14 protein-coding genes and 1 pseudogene are annotated in these 17346 nt (G+C 45.3%); all 15 read right to left on the bottom strand.

The genetic code is table 11. From position 1 onward, the window contains the following. Positions 1–15: 15 nt before the first annotated feature. A complete protein-coding gene (gene ftsI, locus DK423_RS08180) occupies positions 16–1839 on the bottom strand; it encodes a peptidoglycan glycosyltransferase FtsI (protein WP_109043952.1) in 1824 nt (607 codons plus the stop codon). Positions 1840–1856: 17 nt separating this feature from the next. Then, complete coding sequence (ftsL, locus tag DK423_RS08175; protein WP_005557675.1) at positions 1857–2174, bottom strand: cell division protein FtsL; 318 nt, start codon at positions 2172–2174, stop codon at positions 1857–1859. After that, positions 2174–3142: a 16S rRNA (cytosine(1402)-N(4))-methyltransferase RsmH gene (rsmH, locus tag DK423_RS08170; protein WP_005557677.1), complete on the bottom strand. Its 969-nt coding sequence runs from the start codon at positions 3140–3142 to the stop codon at positions 2174–2176. Before rsmH ends, ftsL begins: the two co-directional genes overlap by 1 nt. Before the next feature lie 109 nt (positions 3143–3251). After that, a complete protein-coding gene (gene mraZ, locus DK423_RS08165; RefSeq protein ID WP_005577913.1) occupies positions 3252–3710 on the bottom strand; it encodes a division/cell wall cluster transcriptional repressor MraZ in 459 nt (152 codons plus the stop codon). Between the two features lie 261 nt (positions 3711–3971). Then, positions 3972–5562 (bottom strand): annotated as a pseudogene (locus tag DK423_RS08160) (carbon starvation CstA family protein). Positions 5563–6102: 540 nt separating this feature from the next. Then, a complete protein-coding gene (gene artM / locus DK423_RS08155; protein WP_005557684.1) occupies positions 6103–6786 on the bottom strand; it encodes an arginine ABC transporter permease ArtM in 684 nt (227 codons plus the stop codon). Between the two features lie 2 nt (positions 6787–6788). After that, positions 6789–7451 (bottom strand): arginine ABC transporter permease ArtQ, encoded by a 663-nt coding sequence (gene artQ, locus DK423_RS08150; RefSeq protein ID WP_005546802.1) that lies wholly within the window; start codon positions 7449–7451, stop codon positions 6789–6791. Positions 7452–7455: 4 nt separating this feature from the next. Beyond that, positions 7456–8175, bottom strand: coding sequence for a lysine/arginine/ornithine ABC transporter substrate-binding protein (locus DK423_RS08145; protein WP_005557686.1), 720 nt, complete (start codon positions 8173–8175; stop codon positions 7456–7458). A 20-nt stretch (positions 8176–8195) separates the two neighbouring features. Continuing rightward, positions 8196–8930, bottom strand: a complete 735-nt coding sequence (gene artP / locus DK423_RS08140; protein ID WP_032996698.1) for an arginine ABC transporter ATP-binding protein ArtP — start codon at positions 8928–8930, stop codon at positions 8196–8198. A gap of 140 nt (positions 8931–9070) precedes the next feature. Next, the gene (gene lpcA / locus DK423_RS08135; protein WP_005557691.1) at positions 9071–9655 is read right to left on the bottom strand and encodes a D-sedoheptulose 7-phosphate isomerase; all 585 of its coding nucleotides are present in this window, start codon (positions 9653–9655) and stop codon (positions 9071–9073) included. An 88-nt stretch (positions 9656–9743) separates the two neighbouring features. Then, the gene (gene mfd, locus DK423_RS08130; protein ID WP_109043950.1) at positions 9744–13214 is read right to left on the bottom strand and encodes a transcription-repair coupling factor; all 3471 of its coding nucleotides are present in this window, start codon (positions 13212–13214) and stop codon (positions 9744–9746) included. 127 nt (positions 13215–13341) lie between these two features. Beyond that, on the bottom strand, positions 13342–13515 hold the full coding sequence (locus tag DK423_RS11045) for a DUF5363 domain-containing protein (RefSeq protein WP_005557695.1): 174 nt from the start codon (positions 13513–13515) through the stop codon (positions 13342–13344). A gap of 41 nt (positions 13516–13556) precedes the next feature. Then, the gene (locus DK423_RS08125) at positions 13557–15479 is read right to left on the bottom strand and encodes a GNAT family N-acetyltransferase (RefSeq protein WP_005557698.1); all 1923 of its coding nucleotides are present in this window, start codon (positions 15477–15479) and stop codon (positions 13557–13559) included. Between the two features lie 3 nt (positions 15480–15482). Beyond that, complete coding sequence (locus DK423_RS08120) at positions 15483–16184, bottom strand: DUF5358 family protein (RefSeq protein WP_005557700.1); 702 nt, start codon at positions 16182–16184, stop codon at positions 15483–15485. 162 nt (positions 16185–16346) lie between these two features. Beyond that, positions 16347–16811, bottom strand: coding sequence for an rRNA maturation RNase YbeY (gene ybeY, locus DK423_RS08115; protein ID WP_005557702.1), 465 nt, complete (start codon positions 16809–16811; stop codon positions 16347–16349). Between the last annotated feature and the right edge of the window lie 535 nt (positions 16812–17346).

Below are 17346 nucleotides of genomic sequence, written 5' to 3'. Positions count from 1 at the left end.
TTTTTTCTCATCAATTTAGTTTACGCCGCTCGCTTTTTTATCACTCAAACGCACAGTGCGTTTTACCGTTTTTTCCTGCCCCAAACCGTCCGGCGCAATGTTGTTGGCGCGTAATGCGTAACCCATAATGCTGGAAAACAACGGCGCAGATACTGCACCACCGTAGTATTGACCTGCTTTTGGATCGTTAATCAAAACCACCAAGGCATAACGTGGGTCGGAAATCGGTGCGATACCTGCGGTGTATGCCACATATTTATCTACATAACGACCGTTTTCCAATTTTTTCGCCGTACCGGTTTTCACACCGACACGATAACCGTCCACCATGGCACGACCGTTTTTAATCGCCACTTTTTCCATCATGTTAACCACTTCACGGGTGATTTTTTCGGAGAACACACGATTACCCACCACCGGTGGATCCACTTTAGTAATAGATAACGGGCGATAAACCCCAAAACTGCCTAACGTCATATAGGCACGTGCAATTTGTAAAGGCGTAGCATTGATTCCATAACCATAAGCCACATTGGCACGCTCAATATCCGACCAACGGGCACGATGCGCATTCAATAAACCGGATTGTTCACCGATTAAACCTAAATCCGTGGCTTTACCTAATCCCGCATTTTGATAGGTTTCCATCAACGCATTCGGCGGCATACGCAACGCCAAACGGCTCACACCACGGTTACTGGAGTTTTCCAAAATACCCTCTAAAGTTAATTTATCGCGAGGAGCCACATCTTTGACTGCATGACCGTTTAAGACTAACGGACCGGTATTAATCACTTCATCACGACGCACTGCGCCACGTTGAAGTGCGGTCAAAACGACGAACGGTTTTACTGTGGAACCCGGTTCAAAAGTATCGGTAATCGCACGATTTCGTGTCAATTCGGATTTCAGACCGGTACGGTTATTCGGGTTATAAGACGGTGCATTCGCCATCGCCAACACCTCACCGGTCCGCACATCCACCAACACGGCGGTGCCCGATTCCGCTTTATTTTCTGCCACCGCTTTCTTAATTTCACGGTACACCATGGATTGTAATTTTTCGTCGATACTTAAAGTCACGTCTTGCGCATCATATTTCTTCACATCAGCAATATTTTCCACGATGTTGCCGAGTTTATCTTTACGATAAGTACGCAAACCGGACTTGCCGATCAACATGGAATCAAAACTTTTCTCGATACCTTCAATACCTGCACCGTCAATGTTGGTATAACCGATTAAATGTGCAGTTTCTTCCACACGGGGATAAAAACGGCGAGACTCTGGCCTCAACACAATGCCGGTAATTTTTAAATCTTTAACATAGCTTGCCAGTGTCGGGGAAATCTGACGGGATAAATACACAAAGCGGGATTTCGGATCTTTTTCCACCCGTTTAAGTAAATTGCTGTATGAAATACTCAAAGCTTCCGCCAGTTTTTGCCAACGTTCTTTATCCTTCAGCGAGTTTTCATCAAAAATGAATTTTGGATCGGCAACCACGGAATACATCGGTACGCTAACGGAAAGCAGCTGACCGTTACGATCTAAAATTGAACCGCGCACGAACTGTACTTCCTGTTTGCGCAAGGAGCGCTTATCCGCCTCGTTAACCAATGGATCGGCATTCACAATTTGAATATAAGCCGCTTGAGCGATAAGTGCGGTTAACCCCACCACAATAAAACTTAGTGCGGAGAAATAACGACCTTTCAGGAAACTTCTTTCATAGACCTGTTTCGGTTTATTCGGTTTTACCGCAGAACCGCTTTTAGAAGAAGTTTTTGTCGTTTTCTTTGGTTTTAAAGGTCTTACCGATTTATTAAATTTCATCATTTTCATCACCTTCAACTTTACTCAAGAATAACAACTTCTTGTTCGGGTGTTGCACGCTGCATGCCTAATTGTTTGGCAATCGCTTCAATTCGAGTGTTATCGCTTTGTGTCGCCTCTTCCAATTTTAAATTTAAAAATTCGTTTTCTAATGCTTGGTGCTGAAGAACCAAATCGCCTTTTTCCGTCACCAGACTCCGGGTTTGATGGGTAATCCACACTGTGCCGAGCGCAGTAATGACAATCAAAAATAACAAGATAAGAACAAACTTATTCGACGTGAATAAGTCTTCCATAATAATGTCTTGCAGCGGGTATCTATCGTTATTTTCCAACATCAGTTTATTCTCTCCGCAACGCGTAATACGGCACTTCTGGCTCTTGGGTTTTGTGCAATCTCAGCTTCACTCGGCATAATCGCTTTGCCGATCACTTTTAACCTCTGATTACGCTGAATTTGATCTTCGCGTAACGGAAGCCCTTTCGGAATGACTTCGCCTTGGCTTTGTTTGCGCATAAATTGCTTTACCATACGATCTTCCAGCGAATGGAAACTGATCACGGATAAACGCCCTTGCGGGGCTAACACGCTTAATGCAGACTGCAATACATTTTCCAATTCATCCAACTCGGCATTAATATAAATCCGAATTGCCTGAAAGCTGCGGGTCGCCGGATGTTTGTGTTTATCTTTAAACGGCACTGCCTGTGCAATGAGTTCGGCAAGTTGCAAGGTGCGTGCTAAAAATTCACCGCCATTTTGCACCGCACTTTTGTTGTAATCGACGATGGCTTTGGCGATACGCTTGGCAAAACGCTCCTCACCGAAGGTTTTTAATACCCATGCCAAATCCTGCTCGGAAACCTGCGCAAGCCATTCGGCGGCAGATATGCCTTTTGAACTGTCCATACGCATATCTAACGGACCGTCTTTCATAAAACTGAAACCGCGTTCTGCATCGTCCAATTGCGGTGAAGACACGCCAAGATCAAGCAAAATGCCATCAACCTTGCCGACTAAACCGAGTTTTTCACAAATCGGCAGAATTTCCGAGAAGGTATTGTGTTCAATATGAAAACGCGGATCTTGAATTTTTTGTGCTTCAGCTACCGCCTGCGGATCGCGATCGATGGCAATCAATTTGCCGTTAGCCAATAATTGGGAAAGGATTAAACGGGAGTGTCCACCACGTCCAAACGTACCATCAATGTAAATGCCGTTTTTTTTCAACGCCAAGCCGTCCACGGTTTCATGCAATAAAACCGTCAAATGCTCAGTTGAAGAAAACGTATTTAAATGCGTCATAATCCATTACCAATGGTACATAAAAATTACAATGTAAAATAAAGAGAAGATAGAGCGGCGTCACCGCCGCTTATCTTTTGCTAGTGCCGCTGTTCTGTGAGTTTGCCTCTTATAATGACAGCGTTTTTAATTTTTCCGATAATGCAAAAGTATCCGTTGCACCTAATGCCATGTCTTGTTCCACCTGGGCTTGCCATTCCGCATCACTCCAGATTTCAAATTTATTTAATTGCCCGACCAGCATGATGGATTTTTCTAATTTGGCGTGTTGGCGCAGTGGACCGCTAATTAAAATCCGCCCTGCACTATCCAACTCACACTCGGTGGCATAGCCCAACATCACCCGTTGCAAACTGCGTTGTACAGGATCAAAATTGGAAAGTTCGAGTAGTTTTTGTTCAATAATTTCCCATTCCTGCAATGGATAAAGCAATAAACAAGGTTGACGAATATCCACCGTACAAACCATTTGCCCTTGATTTTGTTCCAAAAGTTCGGCGCGATAGCGGGTCGGGATAGAAATTCTACCCTTCGCATCTAAATTAACCGCCGAAGCTCCACGAAACATGAATTTATTCCTTTTTTCCGTTTGGATGGTCAGAATTTGGGATTTTCTTCCAAAATTCTCCACAAAAAACCACTTTCTACCACTTTCCGCTAAGTTTATTATTTGTTTGCTCAAGTTGCAAGCTGTTTCAGGATCTTCTGCGTAAAGTTTTTTAAGCCAGGATCTTTTTAAGCTGAAATCACAGATATAAAAAACACCCTGCCAATTTTCATTAGCAGGGTGTTGCTTTCCTGTTTACCGCCAAAAGTGCGGTAGAAATTTTTATTGTTTTGCGAAGTTATCCTCTAACGCATCAGGATCCGGTTCACCCGAACGTTTAACCAATACGAAAAACAATACGACGCATACGATGGTGGTTGCGAAACCTAAATAAACAGACAACTGATAATCTAAGTTAAAACCGATCTTGTTGTAGTACAGGTAGGTCGCACAAACGGTAGTGATAAACCATGCCGGAATTGAAGCCACCCAGTGGAATTTATGGTAGCGATACAAATAAGCTGCCGCTGTCCACAACATCACCATTGCGGTCATTTGGTTTGCCCAAGTGAAATAGCGCCATAATACGCTGAAGTCAATGGTAGAGACAACATAACCTAACGCAAACAATGGAAGTGCAATCAATAAACGTTTGGAAAGTACACGTTGATCAATATGGAAGATTTCCGCCAATTGTAAACGTGCTGCACGGAAGGCGGTATCGCCGGATGTAATTGGTAATACCACTACACCTAACACAGCAAAAATCCCCCCTACAAAACCTAAGAAATGTAATGAACTATCATATACCACTTTAGACGGTGAACCTGCAGTGATCGCGTCTTGTAACGCTTGTGGATTCTCATAGAACGCAAGACCGACCGTACACCAGACTAAAGCAATAATACCTTCCGTAATCATCGCACCATAGAAAATAAAGCGACCTTCTTTTTCATTTTCTGCACAACGCGCCATTAACGGAGTTTGAGTGGCATGGAAACCGGACAGCGCACCACAGGAAATGGTTAAGAACAAGAGCGGCCAAATCGGTACATCACCTTTTACTTGGAAGTTTTGTGTAAATTTATCCCAAGTTAAACCTTGACCGTCTGCGTTCACCGTGCGGAAGAATTCAATTGGATCCGCGGCACTGAAATGTGCAGAGACTAAACCATACACCATACCCACAGACATGAAGAGTAATAACGCACCGAAGAGCGGATAAATTCGGCCGATAATTTTATCAATTGGTAATAAGGTAGCAAGGATATAGTAAGCAAAAATAGCGAGTGTCCAAACAGAAACTACTGTTGCTTTATCCATGCCCCATACTTGAATACCACCGGCTTCAACGGAATGATGTAGCGCCTCAGCATCGCCTAGTTGCAAAGCACCTTGTGATACGCCGAAAATATCCATCGTGATGGTACCCATTAATTGCGCAGGACTTGCCACAAATACCACCCCGACTAGTAAAAGAAGAATCAGCGCTAAAAGATTAATGAAAACTTTAACGGGACGACCTAAAAATTTGCCTGCCAAATAAGGCATGGTTGCACCACCGTGACGAATACTTAACATGCCGCAGAAATAATCGTGCACCGCACCGGCAAAAATACAACCGAGCACAATCCACAACATTGCCACCGGTCCGTATAACGCTCCCAGAATCGGACCAAAAATCGGACCGGTACCGGCAATATTGAGTAATTGGATTAACCAAATTTTGGTTTTAGACATTGGCATGTAATCCACGCCATCAGTGAGTTCGTAAGCGACGTTTAGGATTAATGGCAAAAATCTTTTCGACGACTTTGCCATAAATAAAATACCCTAAAATCAACATTAAAACACAGAAGAAAAACCACAACATATAAGCATCCTACGGAGAAGAGAACAGTGAATTTAATGAATCAGAGAAATCATCGGTTCGGGTTAATTTAAACTCGAAACCGAGCAAGCGGCGCTATTTTAGGGCGCGGTTACTATTAAGTAAATAAACTATGATCCTTCGCTTCAAAATATCTTCACAAAATGTGATGTTAATCACATTTTCATGCTGAACGAAAAAGTGCAGTATAAATTTCTCATGTTTTAAACAAAAATCGCCGGGTTATACTTTTTACCAAAACGGATTCTGCCACAGAAATCATGTTATACCCCTACCCTGAAAACATGAAATTCCACTTAATTTTAGGACAATCTTAATTGGTGCTGATTGTAGTCTGCCGGATAACTAATAGTAAATAAAAAAGGGCGACATTCCGCCCGCTTTTCGATACCGACTTCACTACCCATTTAGCATAAATTCTCGGGCATTTATCATTATTCTAAATCTTCGCACGCCCTTTATTCAGGTTCTCTTGTAAGGTTTAACCTACTTTAAAAACGCTTGGGAAAATCACCGCACTTTTTAGACGCTTTTCATAGCCAAGCGGTCAAAGGCAAGCACTTTGTTTTCCAGTCTGCGCAACAAGAGTGTTGCAATACCGGTGATAATCAGATAAATGCCGCCGGCAATGCCATAAATCGTGAGCGCATCGTATTCCGTGCCATAAAGCTGGCGGGCGTAACCCATAATATCCATGATGGTAATGGTGGACACCAACGCCGTGCCTTTAAACACCAGAATAATTTCGTTAGAATAAGAAGGCAACGCGCGTTTTAACGCATACGGAATCAGGATTTTCAACGTTTGTAAACGGCTTAATCCGAGCGCCGCACAACTTTCCCATTGCCCTTTCGGAATGGCTTTTACGGCGCCGTGGAATAATTGGGTGGAATATGCCGCACTATTTAACGCCAATGCCAACGCCGCGCAAAACCACGCATTAGATAGCACCGACCACAACGGGCTGTTGACGATCCACTGAAATTGCCCCGGTCCCGCATAGATCAAAAAGAATTGCACCAATAACGGCGTGCCGGTAAATAAAGTAAGGTATAAATTGACCGCACTTTTAACCGCTTTATTGCCCATAGAAAGCAAAACGGTCAGCAACAGCGCCAGGAAAAACGCAATCGCCAATGAAACGACGGTTAATAACAAACTGGTGGGAATGCCCTGTGCAATAACGCTTAAATATTCCTGAAACATGATTACACGCCCCTTTCAAAGCGGGTAAAACGCAGTTCTAATTTACGGATGCCCACTTGGCTTACCAAAGTTACCAATAGATAAATCAACGCGGCAATGCCATACCAAGTAAAAGGTTGATGGGTATTGGTGTTAATCAGCTGTGCCTGACGCATTAAATCATCCACCCCAATTAAAGAAATCAGCGCCGTGTCTTTCAGCAACACCAGCCATTGATTACTCAAGCCCGGCAGCGCGTGACGCCATACTTGCGGCATCACGATATGAATGAAAGTGTATCCCTTGCTCAAGCCCAGTGCCGCGCCGGATTCCCATTGCCCTTTGGCGATTGCTTGAATGGCGCCGCGCAAGGTTTGTGAGGCATACGCCGCGAAAATGAGGGAAAGCGCAAACACACCGCAACCAAATGCACCGAATTCGATGTAATCGCCGGTGATCATCTCCACCACTTCGCTAGAACCGAAATACACCAACAACACTACCAGAATTTCCGGCAAGCCGCGCAATAAGGCGACAAACACCGCCATCGGTTTGCCCACAAAGCGGTTTGCTTCCAGCACGGCGAACAGCATACCCAAAATCAGCCCAAGCACTAACGAACAAACCGCAAGCCCCAAGGTCATCAGGGCTGCGGTAAACATTAAAGAAAAATAATCGGAAAACATAAGATTATTTGGTCATCCATTTATCATAGATTTTTTGATACTCGCCGTTGGCTTTAATTGCCGCCAAGCCTTTATTGAGACTTTCTGCCAATTCTTTGTTGGCTTTGTTCATGGCGATGCCCAAACCGTTACCGAAATATTTTTTGTTGGTTACTTTATCACCGACAAATTGAATTTCCGGTTCTTTGGAAATCATGTCCGCAAGCACGGCGGTATCACCGAAGATAATATCAATACGTCCGTTTTTTAAGTCCAAAATCGCATCTTGCAGGCTGGCGTAAGATTTCGACGCATATTGCTTGGTTTCGGCAACGGTATATTGTTGGAAAGTCGTGCCGTTTTGCACGCCGACATTCTTCGCGCTGTCCAATGTGGCTTTGCCTTTCAGCGCTACATAGCTTGCGGTGCTGTCATAATAAGGATCGGAGAATAGCACTTGTTTGGCGCGCGCTTCGGTAATATCCATGGCGGAAATTGCCGCATCAAAACGTTTTGATCTTAAATTGGTAATTAACGAATCAAATGCCTCGCCTTTAAAATGACAGGTGGCTTGAATTTCTTTACAAATGGCGTTCGCAATATCTACGTCAAAACCGATAATCTCGCCTTTCTCGTTAGTAGATTCAAACGGCGGGTAGCTCGGCTCCATGGCGAAGGTTAAATCCTGGGCGTTAGCGGCGAGCGCAGAACCGAATAAAAGGGCGCTTAACAGTAATTTTTTCATGATATTTCTCCTACTCAATATTAAATGTTGTGTGATAGATATTGTTTAAATTGTTCCGTATGCGGCTGTTCAAAGCAGCTTTTATCACCGATTTCAATGATATGTCCCTGTTCCATATACACCACTTTGGTCGCCACTTTTTTCGCCACATTCACTTCGTGGGTAACGATGACCTGCGTGATTCCCGTTTGTTGCAATTCTTCAATAATGGAAACGATCTGTGCGGTAATTTCCGGATCCAGCGCCGCCGTCGGCTCATCGAACAACAACACTTGCGGTTTCATCATTAACGCGCGGGCAATCGCCACACGCTGTTGCTGACCGCCGGACAAATGCAACGGGAAACGATCGGCAAATTCATCCAAACGCAAACGTTGTAATAATTCCAAGGCTTGCTGCTTGGCTTCCGTTTCGCTGACAGCCAGAATTTTCATCGGTGCTTCAATTAAATTTTGCATCACCGTCATGTGCGGCCACAAATTGTATTGCTGAAACACCATGCCCACATCACGACGCAATTGGCGAAGCTGTTTCGGGTCGTTACCGGAAGATAAATCAAACTGATTATTGGCAATGCTCAATTTACCGGATTGCGGCACTTCCAACAGGTTCAGGGTACGAATTAAGGTACTTTTTCCCGCTCCGCTCGGCCCCAGCAACACCAGCACATCGCCATCATCGGCAGTTAAGTTAATATCAAACAAGGCTTGGTTCGCGCCATAAAAAAAATTCAAATTCTCAACCCTAATTGTCATTGTTTGTTACTTCTCTACATTTAGTCATCGTTAAAATTGAAAATATATTAGTATTTAATGAATAATTATGCAAATAAAACTTATAAAAAATCCCAACTCATTTTGGGATTTTAAAAACGTTTCTTAAAACGACCGCACTTTTATTCCGCTTTCGCCATTTCGAATTCAATTAACATCATCAAAATATGAATGACTTTAATATGGATTTCCTGAATACGATCCGCATAACGGAAATGCGGTACGCGAATTTCCACATCGGCAAGCCCCGCCATTTTGCCGCCGTCTTTGCCGGTCATGGCAATCACTTTCATGCCTTTGGCTTTTGCCGCTTCAATGGCATTCAGCACGTTTTTGGAATTGCCGGACGTGGATAAACCGAACAACACGTCGCCTTTTTGCCCCACGGCTTCCACATAACGGGAAAATACATAATCGTAACCGAAATCGTTACTTACGCAGCTCAAATGGCTGACATCGGAAATAGCGATTGCCGGATAACCGGGACGATTTTCACGGTAGCGACCGGTTAATTCTTCCGCAAAGTGCATGGCATCACAGTGCGAACCGCCATTACCGCAAGACAACACTTTACCGCCTTGTTTAAAGCTGTCGGAAATCAACAATGCCGCCTGTTGAATCAATTTAATGTTGTTGTCATCAGATAAAAATTTGTTTAATACCTCCGCCGCTTCGGTAAGCTCGGCTTTGATTTGATCGAAATACATCGGGTTCTCCTTTTGAGTTTTTCTTTAACGTGAAAAGTCGATAGATTGTATGCAAAAACAGCGTATCGCTCAATACCCAAGAAATTCATTATCCACGGAAATTATCGGGGTTAGTCAACTCCCGCACCAAATCCGCCACAAATTCTAACCGCACTTTATTGTCCGTTAAGTCTTTGCTAAAGCGGAATTTGTGCGGGCCGTCAAAGCGATAGACGGCGGGACTGCGTTGAATAAGCTGCAAAAAGATCATCGGGTCTACATCGGCGTTCGGGGCGAACTCAATGAAACCGCCCTGTGCGTTGGCATCCAACCGAATAACGTTGAGCGGTTTTAAATCCAGACGCAATTGGGCGATTTGCAATAAGTTGCGGGTGGCTTGCGGAAGCACGCCGAAGCGGTCGATAAGCTCCACTTTTAATTCGTCCAACGTGTCCGTATTTTCCGCGCCGGCAATGCGTTTGTAGAAAGACAGGCGCATATTCACATCGCCCAAATAATCCTCCGGCAACAGGGACGGCACGCGTAAATCAATTTCCGTTTGTTGCTGGGTCAGCTCGTCCAACGACGGCTCACGCCCTTCTTTTAAGGCTTTCACGGCGCGTTCCAGCAATTCCATATAAAGGGAAAAACCGATGCTTTCAATTTGCCCGCTTTGCTCGTTGCCCAGTAATTCACCGGCACCGCGGATTTCCAAATCATGGGTTGCCAAAATGAAGCCCGCCCCGAGATTATCCAGGCTTTCCAAGGCTTCCAGGCGTTTTTGCGCGTCTTTGGTCATCAGTTTCGGCGGCGGGGTGAGCAAATAGGCATAGGCTTGATGGTGGGAACGCCCTACCCGTCCGCGGAGCTGGTGTAACTGTGCCAAACCAAAATTATCGGCGCGTTCAATAATAATGGTATTGGCAGTCGGCACGTCAATCCCGGTTTCAATAATGGTAGAACACACCAACACGTTATAACGCTGATGATAAAAATCCGACATCACGCGCTCCAGCTCCCGCTCGCGCATTTGCCCGTGCCCTACTGTAACGCGTGCTTCCGGCACAAGTGCGGTCAGTTTTTCCGCCGTATTTTCAATGCTCGCCACATCGTTATGTAAATAATACACCTGCCCGCCACGCAAAATTTCACGCAAAATCGCCTCGCGAATCACCAAATCGTCCGTTTGGCGCACGAACGTCTTAATGGCTAAACGGCGTGCCGGCGGCGTGGAAATAATGGAAAGATCGCGAATGCCGTTCATCGCCATGTTTAAGGTGCGCGGAATCGGCGTCGCGGTCAGTGTTAGAATATCAACGTTGGCGCGAAGTTGTTTCATCTTTTCTTTCTGCCGCACGCCGAAACGGTGTTCTTCGTCAATAATCAATAAGCCAAGATCGTGAAATTGCACATCACCCTGAATGATTTTATGGGTGCCGATCAGAATATCCACTTTGCCATCGGCTAAATCCTGAATCACCTGTTTTTGTTCTTTGGCGGTTTTAAAACGGGACAGCATTTCCACGTTCACCGGCAGGTTGGCGAAACGGTCTTTAAAATTATCAAACTGTTGTTGCGCCAACAATGTCGTCGGCACCAAGACGGCGACCTGTTTGTGATTCATCACCGCCAAAAACGCCGCGCGCATTGCCACTTCCGTTTTGCCGAATCCCACATCGCCGCACACCAGGCGGTCCATAGCTTTCGGTTGGGTCATGTCGGAAATCACCGCATTAATCGCCATCAGCTGATCGTGGGTTTCCTCAAAAGGGAACGTCGCGGTGAATTGTTGAAATTCTTCACGATCATATTGAAAAGCAAAGCCTTTTTGCGCTTCCCGTTGAGCATATACGCCCAGCAATTCTGCCGCCACATCGCGGATTTTTTCGGCGGCTTTGCTACGTGCTTTGCCCCAGGCTTCAGAGCCTAATTTGTGCAACGGCGCCATTTCATCGGAACCGCCCACATAGCGGCTGATCAAATGCAAGGACGCCACCGGCACATACAATTTGGAGTCGTTAGCATAATTAAGCAATAAATATTCCGCTTTCACACCGCCGTTTTCCAGCGTCACCAAACCGCCGTAGCGCCCTACGCCATGATCCAAATGTACCACGGGCTGACCGATTTGCAGTTCCGCCAGGTTACGAATCAAGGTGTCGGGATTCACCGTGCGGGATTTGTCCCGTTGCCGTTGCTGTACGCGTTCGCCCAGCAATTCCGTTTCACAAATAATGGCGAGCGGCGTACCTTGTTCAATGATAAAGCCATGCTCCAACGGGCTGACCATTAACGCAAATTTTTGTTCTTCCGCCTGGACTAAAGTAGGAATTTGTTTAGGTTTGAGTTTTAACGGCGCAAGCAGGCTCAGCAAGGTTTCGCGGCGCCCTTCCGTTTCCACGATAAATAACATATTGCCTTTAAATTGCTCAATAAATTGGCGCAGTTGCTGCAAGGGTTCTTTTTGCTGGGATTGAATGGTCAACGGTGGCAGCGACGCAATCGCTAAATTTTTCTGCCGTGCAGACGACCGCACTTTTTCCGCTTTCAGCGCGATAGCCGGATATTGCTTCAAATGACGATTGACTTCATCAATGCGCAGCCAAAGTTTATCGGGTGATAACAGCGGGCGCATAGGATCCACGCGGCGGCTTTCAAACCGTTGTTGCGCATCGGTGTAAAAACGTTCGCCTTGAATTTGATTTTGCTCGCCGGTAATAAACAGCGTATTTGCCGGGAAATAATCGAATAAGGTTGCCATTTGTTCAAAAAACAGCGGCTGCCAATACTCAATGCCCGCCACCAACGTGCCTTTGCTGACCTGTTGATAAATATGTTCCGGATCCCGCCGAATTACCCCGAATTCCGCCCGAAATTGGCTGCGGAAAAATTCAATGCCCGCGCTATCCGTCGGAAATTCATGTGCCGGCAATAAATTGATTTGGTCGATTTCCTGCAACGTGCGCTGGGTGTCCACATCAAAAGTACGAATGGAATCAATTTCATCATCAAAAAAATCTAGGCGAAAAGGCACTGCACTTCCCATCGGGAACAAATCCAACAACGCACCGCGTACCGCATATTCACCATGTTCCAACACCTGTTCCACCGCACGATAACCCGCTTTTTCCAATTGCAGGCGAAGGGACTCGATCACAAAACGATCGCCTTTGTTAATCAGCGATACGTTATGCTGCAAATAAGACGGCGGACAAACCCGTTGCATTAAGGTGGCGACAGGCAAAATGAAAATGCCTTGTTTACGCTGTTGCAAATGAAACAACGCACTCAGGCGCGCGGAAATAATATCCTGATGAGGCGAAAAACTATCATAGGGCAGGGTTTCCCAATCGGGGAAAAAAGTTACATTTTGCGATAATGCGGCGGGCGCCGGTTGCTTCAATTCTTTCTCCAAACGCACCGCACTTCGGGTGTCATTGGTCACGACGACGGTTAAACCGTCAAATTGCGCGGCAATTTCGCTAATGGCGAGGCTATCCGCACCGGGCAGCACATTGGCTAAAATTTTATGATCATTCGCTTGGGTAGGAATATCGAGATGAAAAAATTGAGTTTGCATAAAACAACAAAAGTGTAAGAAAAAAATTGCCGTTAGTTTAGCGCAAACAGGGGGGATTTCCAATAAAGATCTGTATAAAAAGACAGTAATTCTACCTAGGGCAAGGAATTGCCCCGAGTATCCCCGCTTAGGGCGTTTCTTTCTTCTCCGCCGTTTTTTCTTTCGGTTTGGGATCTTCATCAAACTTCACCACCGGCACGCAGCCCCGGCAAGTGCCTTGATCCACACCAGCTTCTTTGCAGAAATCGGAATAGGCATCCCAAGCGCGTTTTAACCAACCTTTTTTAGCTTCTTCTGTCATATTTGCCTCCTTAGTCGATGCCGTTTTATTTTGGATTGTTATCATAAGAAAGCGAAATTTTTTTGCAACCCTTTCTTCACTTCCAACCGACAATTTGCCAGCCACGTTTTTTTATGTTGAATGTCGTCAGGACGTTTGCAATAGGCTGCCAATAAAGGAAAATCCTGTTCCCCGCTTACTTTCATCAAGCGCCGAATAGCGGGCAAGGCAAACGCCAACGGCAGGAAGAAATCGGCAAAATCCGCCAAACCTTGCCGGTCGGCTTCATTGAGCGACCAATCCGTTTCGCTTCCGGCAAATTGTGTCGCCAGCGGGTGCAATGAAAGGGGCAAATTGCGTTTAAATTGTTGTTCCGCCCGTTGCACCAACGCCCGCCCGTTCTCCGTTAGCGGACACAATGCCACCACGGAATAACAGCCGCTGCCCGCATCTTTGCTTTCGCTGAAATGCACCAAAATAAAACCGCACTTTTGCCAAAACGCGAGCAATTCGGGGGTGTAACCAAAACTGACGGAAAGAAAATCTACCGCACGTTGTTGTTTAACCTGTTCAATTAAACGCCACCCTAGTCCCCGCTGTTGCCAGTTAGGCTGTACGGCGATACGGGAAATGCGTAATGAGCGCAATTTGCACGCCTGTTCCAATCCCGCCTGAAAACACAACATTTGCACCACCAAATTGCCGCGCGGGCGACGTTGTCCGCGTCGAATTTGACGAATTAATGCGTCATCCTTAAATCCGCCCTCAGGCACCGCCCACACACAGCCCAGCAGAGCTTCCTCCGTCTGTGCAAGATAAAATTGTTGTCGCGGCGCATCCAATAATCGACGTAAATCTAACGGCGAGGTGCGGTAATGCGCCAAGGTCAGCAAGCCATAAACCGATTCGATTTGATGAAGCGGAATCTGTTCTTCGTAAGAAATCTGCATCTGTTCGGCAAGGTTGGCGTCGTAACGCGGTTGCGGCAGATGATCTTCGCAATCGCACAACAGCAATTCGTCAATAAAGCGCTCCAGTTTATCATCCGCCTGCCAACGTAGCGGGCTGAACAATTCAAAATGCCGAAAAGTGCGGTCGGTTTTCGCCATGAATTTTAACAGGAAGCCCCTGCTCGTGCCTTCGTAGCTGTGAATGGTCGTGGTCAGCACAATGCGTTTAAAGGCGGCAGTTAAAGCAAACAGCGTATCCAACGGGATCATCGCCGCTTCATCCACAAACAACCATAAATCCGCAAATTGCTGCGGATTTTCACCAATCTTTCGGCGCAGTTCATCGGGCGGCATAAACGGGATTTCCGCATCGGCAAATTCATTGAAAATATTGACCGCACTTTTGTTCGGTGCCATCAGTAGAACAAGCTGATTTGCCGCTAATTGCTGCTTGGCGAATAAGCCCGCCAAAGCGGATTTGCCCCGCCCACGCTTTGCCGTAACGATTAACATCTCTGCACCGGATGTCGCCATTTGCCGCAATAAATGGGCTTGTTCCAAGGTCGGTTTGTGTGGTTCTGAAAGCGACGTTTCAATCTTAGGAAAGACGAGCGCGGGCGGCAGATATTGATAAATGGGAAAGCCGTATTTTTGGATTTTTTCTTGCAGAAAAGCAGTAAAGTGCGGTGTGTTTATCGGGTGTTTTTCACCGCTCCAACGCAAACTGTCGCCGTCGGGTTGCACCGCCAAATCCTGCCACTCATTGAATAACAGCAACAATGTGCCGCCTCCCGACAGCGCACCAGCGGCAATGGCGAAAGCATCTAAATGAATGCCCTGACGCCCATCATAAATAAGCGCGGGGAATTCGCTGCCGAGCAGATTTTTACTTTTGCTAAAAGGGAAGTGAGGCTGAGCAGAAAAGCGCGGTGAAACGCCGCCAATCCATACCGCACTTTTCAGGGCAGGAAAATGTTCCCATTGGTGCGCTAACGTGGCATCGTCACCAATGAGAAGAATTAACTGCCGCGCCATAGTTTACCAACCCCGTGAATACGGATCCGTCCAATCTACATTAATATTTTTATTGCTTTTATAGAGCGGTTCGCTTTCGCCACGAATTTGGCGTTCAATAGATTCTCGTTGCGTGTGAAAACGGCGAAACGCATCGTCTATCGTTTGTCGTTGCTTCTGCATTTGGCTTTCAACGGAACGACTGTCACCCGCCAAGCCTTGCCGGCGTTTACGTTCGTTGAGGCGATCGCGAAAATGCCGTTTCAAATCGCGGCATTCAAATTCACGAATGTTATTCACACCGTGATTGAGTTGTTGATACTTAAATTGAAAATAATCGTAAGAAGACTGATCGTCAAAAATCGTGCGCGCCGAAGGTTTGCCCACAATCTTCGCCAACTCGTCATTGATCATATCTTTTAATAAGCGTTTTTCAAGGGCGGTAACACGTTCGTCCGATTGCTTGCCCAATTCCGGCAGCAAACAATATTCCAAGTTATTTTTGGCTAAAATGAATTTTTCCATGTCTTCCGTGGAAATTTTGTATCTCGGATCCTGATATTTCGGTTCATACGTGCGGCGGGTGCTGAAAACGGCATTTTCTTCATCGTCATTATGCTGCACGGAAGGGACCGGATAACCGGGTTCAAATTGCGGATAAGGATAATAACCGGCACAGGCGGTTAAAATAGAAATCGGTAAAATAAGTAAGTATTTTTTTAACATGATATTCCTTCAGGTTGAAAATAGATTAATCATTGTCCCGCTGCAGCAACCCTAAAAGTCTGAATTACGTGTAACCATATATGGCTTTTAATGGCGACTGAAGCAAGAATGCCCGTTTGACCCTGTTTTTCCGAAATAGTTTTACGCTTTCCGACTTTTTTCTTACTTCTCGCTCAGGTACGGATCGACAAAGCCAAGCCCTATCATAATTTGCGTTTCCAAGCTTTCCATCTCCTCCGCTTCGTCATCTTCAATATGATCATAACCGAGTAAATGCAAACTGCCGTGCACCACCATGTGTGCCCAATGCGCCATGAGCGGTTTCTCTTGCTCTTGAGCTTCGCGCTCCACCACTTGACGACAAATCACCAAATCGCCCAATAACGGCAGCGCCACTTCATCAGGGCATTCAAAAGGGAAAGACAGCACATTGGTGGGGCGATCTTTGCCACGATAATTGAGATTTAATGCGTGGCTTTCCATCTCGTCCACAATGCGCACGGTCATTTCCACTTCATCACTTTGCGGTTGCACTGCTGCCGTTGCCCATTGCTCAATTTGTGCCGCCGTCGGCAAGCCACGTTCATCTGCGCTGGCGATTTGTAAGTCAATAATCATCTTACCCATGTTGCTCCCCCCAAATCCATTGCCATTTCCGACCGCACTTTGCACGACTTTACAGCAATATATAGAAAGTGGATAAAAAAGTGGCAGGCAATATAGCATAATTTGCATCGAAAGAGACTAAATGCAATAAAATTGATCTTCCATAAATATCCTTTTTTAGAAAAACAACAAAATTTGATTTAGTTAAGTTAAAAAAGCGTAAAAAATACGACTTTCCTACAAAGAAAAAAGAAATAAATCGCGACATCTCTAAATCCACACATATTTAAGTGTTTTTTGTAATTAAAGTTAAAAGTTGTAAATTTACTGTAAAATCAATAGAAGAAGTAGAAATCATTCATTTACAATAATCATTAACATAATGTTAATTAAAAAGTTTTCTCAATCAAAATGCATACATATATATAGCGAATTTATTATTCTAAAAAACTTGCATTTTAATTTTTCAGGACTATAATTGTTAAAATTACAAATAACTGTCAAACGATACAAATAATTGTCGCCTTATAACCCAAATCATTTATAATCTACTTAC

This window comes from Aggregatibacter actinomycetemcomitans, assembly GCF_003130205.1.
Taxonomy (GTDB): domain Bacteria; phylum Pseudomonadota; class Gammaproteobacteria; order Enterobacterales; family Pasteurellaceae; genus Aggregatibacter; species Aggregatibacter actinomycetemcomitans_A.
This window is presented reverse-complemented; position numbering and strand designations above follow the sequence as displayed.

Coding starts and splice junctions, on each gene's coding strand:
- ftsI (WP_109043952.1), bottom strand. CDS start 1,839: ATGATGAAATTTAATAAATCGGTAAGACCTTTAAAACCAAAGAAAACG.
- ftsL (WP_005557675.1), bottom strand. CDS start 2,174: ATGTTGGAAAATAACGATAGATACCCGCTGCAAGACATTATTATGGAA.
- rsmH (WP_005557677.1), bottom strand. CDS start 3,142: ATGACGCATTTAAATACGTTTTCTTCAACTGAGCATTTGACGGTTTTA.
- mraZ (WP_005577913.1), bottom strand. CDS start 3,710: ATGTTTCGTGGAGCTTCGGCGGTTAATTTAGATGCGAAGGGTAGAATT.
- artM (WP_005557684.1), bottom strand. CDS start 6,786: ATGTTTCAGGAATATTTAAGCGTTATTGCACAGGGCATTCCCACCAGT.
- artQ (WP_005546802.1), bottom strand. CDS start 7,451: ATGTTTTCCGATTATTTTTCTTTAATGTTTACCGCAGCCCTGATGACC.
- DK423_RS08145 (WP_005557686.1), bottom strand. CDS start 8,175: ATGAAAAAATTACTGTTAAGCGCCCTTTTATTCGGTTCTGCGCTCGCC.
- artP (WP_032996698.1), bottom strand. CDS start 8,930: ATGACAATTAGGGTTGAGAATTTGAATTTTTTTTATGGCGCGAACCAA.
- lpcA (WP_005557691.1), bottom strand. CDS start 9,655: ATGTATTTCGATCAAATCAAAGCCGAGCTTACCGAAGCGGCGGAGGTA.
- mfd (WP_109043950.1), bottom strand. CDS start 13,214: ATGCAAACTCAATTTTTTCATCTCGATATTCCTACCCAAGCGAATGAT.
- DK423_RS11045 (WP_005557695.1), bottom strand. CDS start 13,515: ATGACAGAAGAAGCTAAAAAAGGTTGGTTAAAACGCGCTTGGGATGCC.
- DK423_RS08125 (WP_005557698.1), bottom strand. CDS start 15,479: ATGGCGCGGCAGTTAATTCTTCTCATTGGTGACGATGCCACGTTAGCG.
- DK423_RS08120 (WP_005557700.1), bottom strand. CDS start 16,184: ATGTTAAAAAAATACTTACTTATTTTACCGATTTCTATTTTAACCGCC.
- ybeY (WP_005557702.1), bottom strand. CDS start 16,811: ATGGGTAAGATGATTATTGACTTACAAATCGCCAGCGCAGATGAACGT.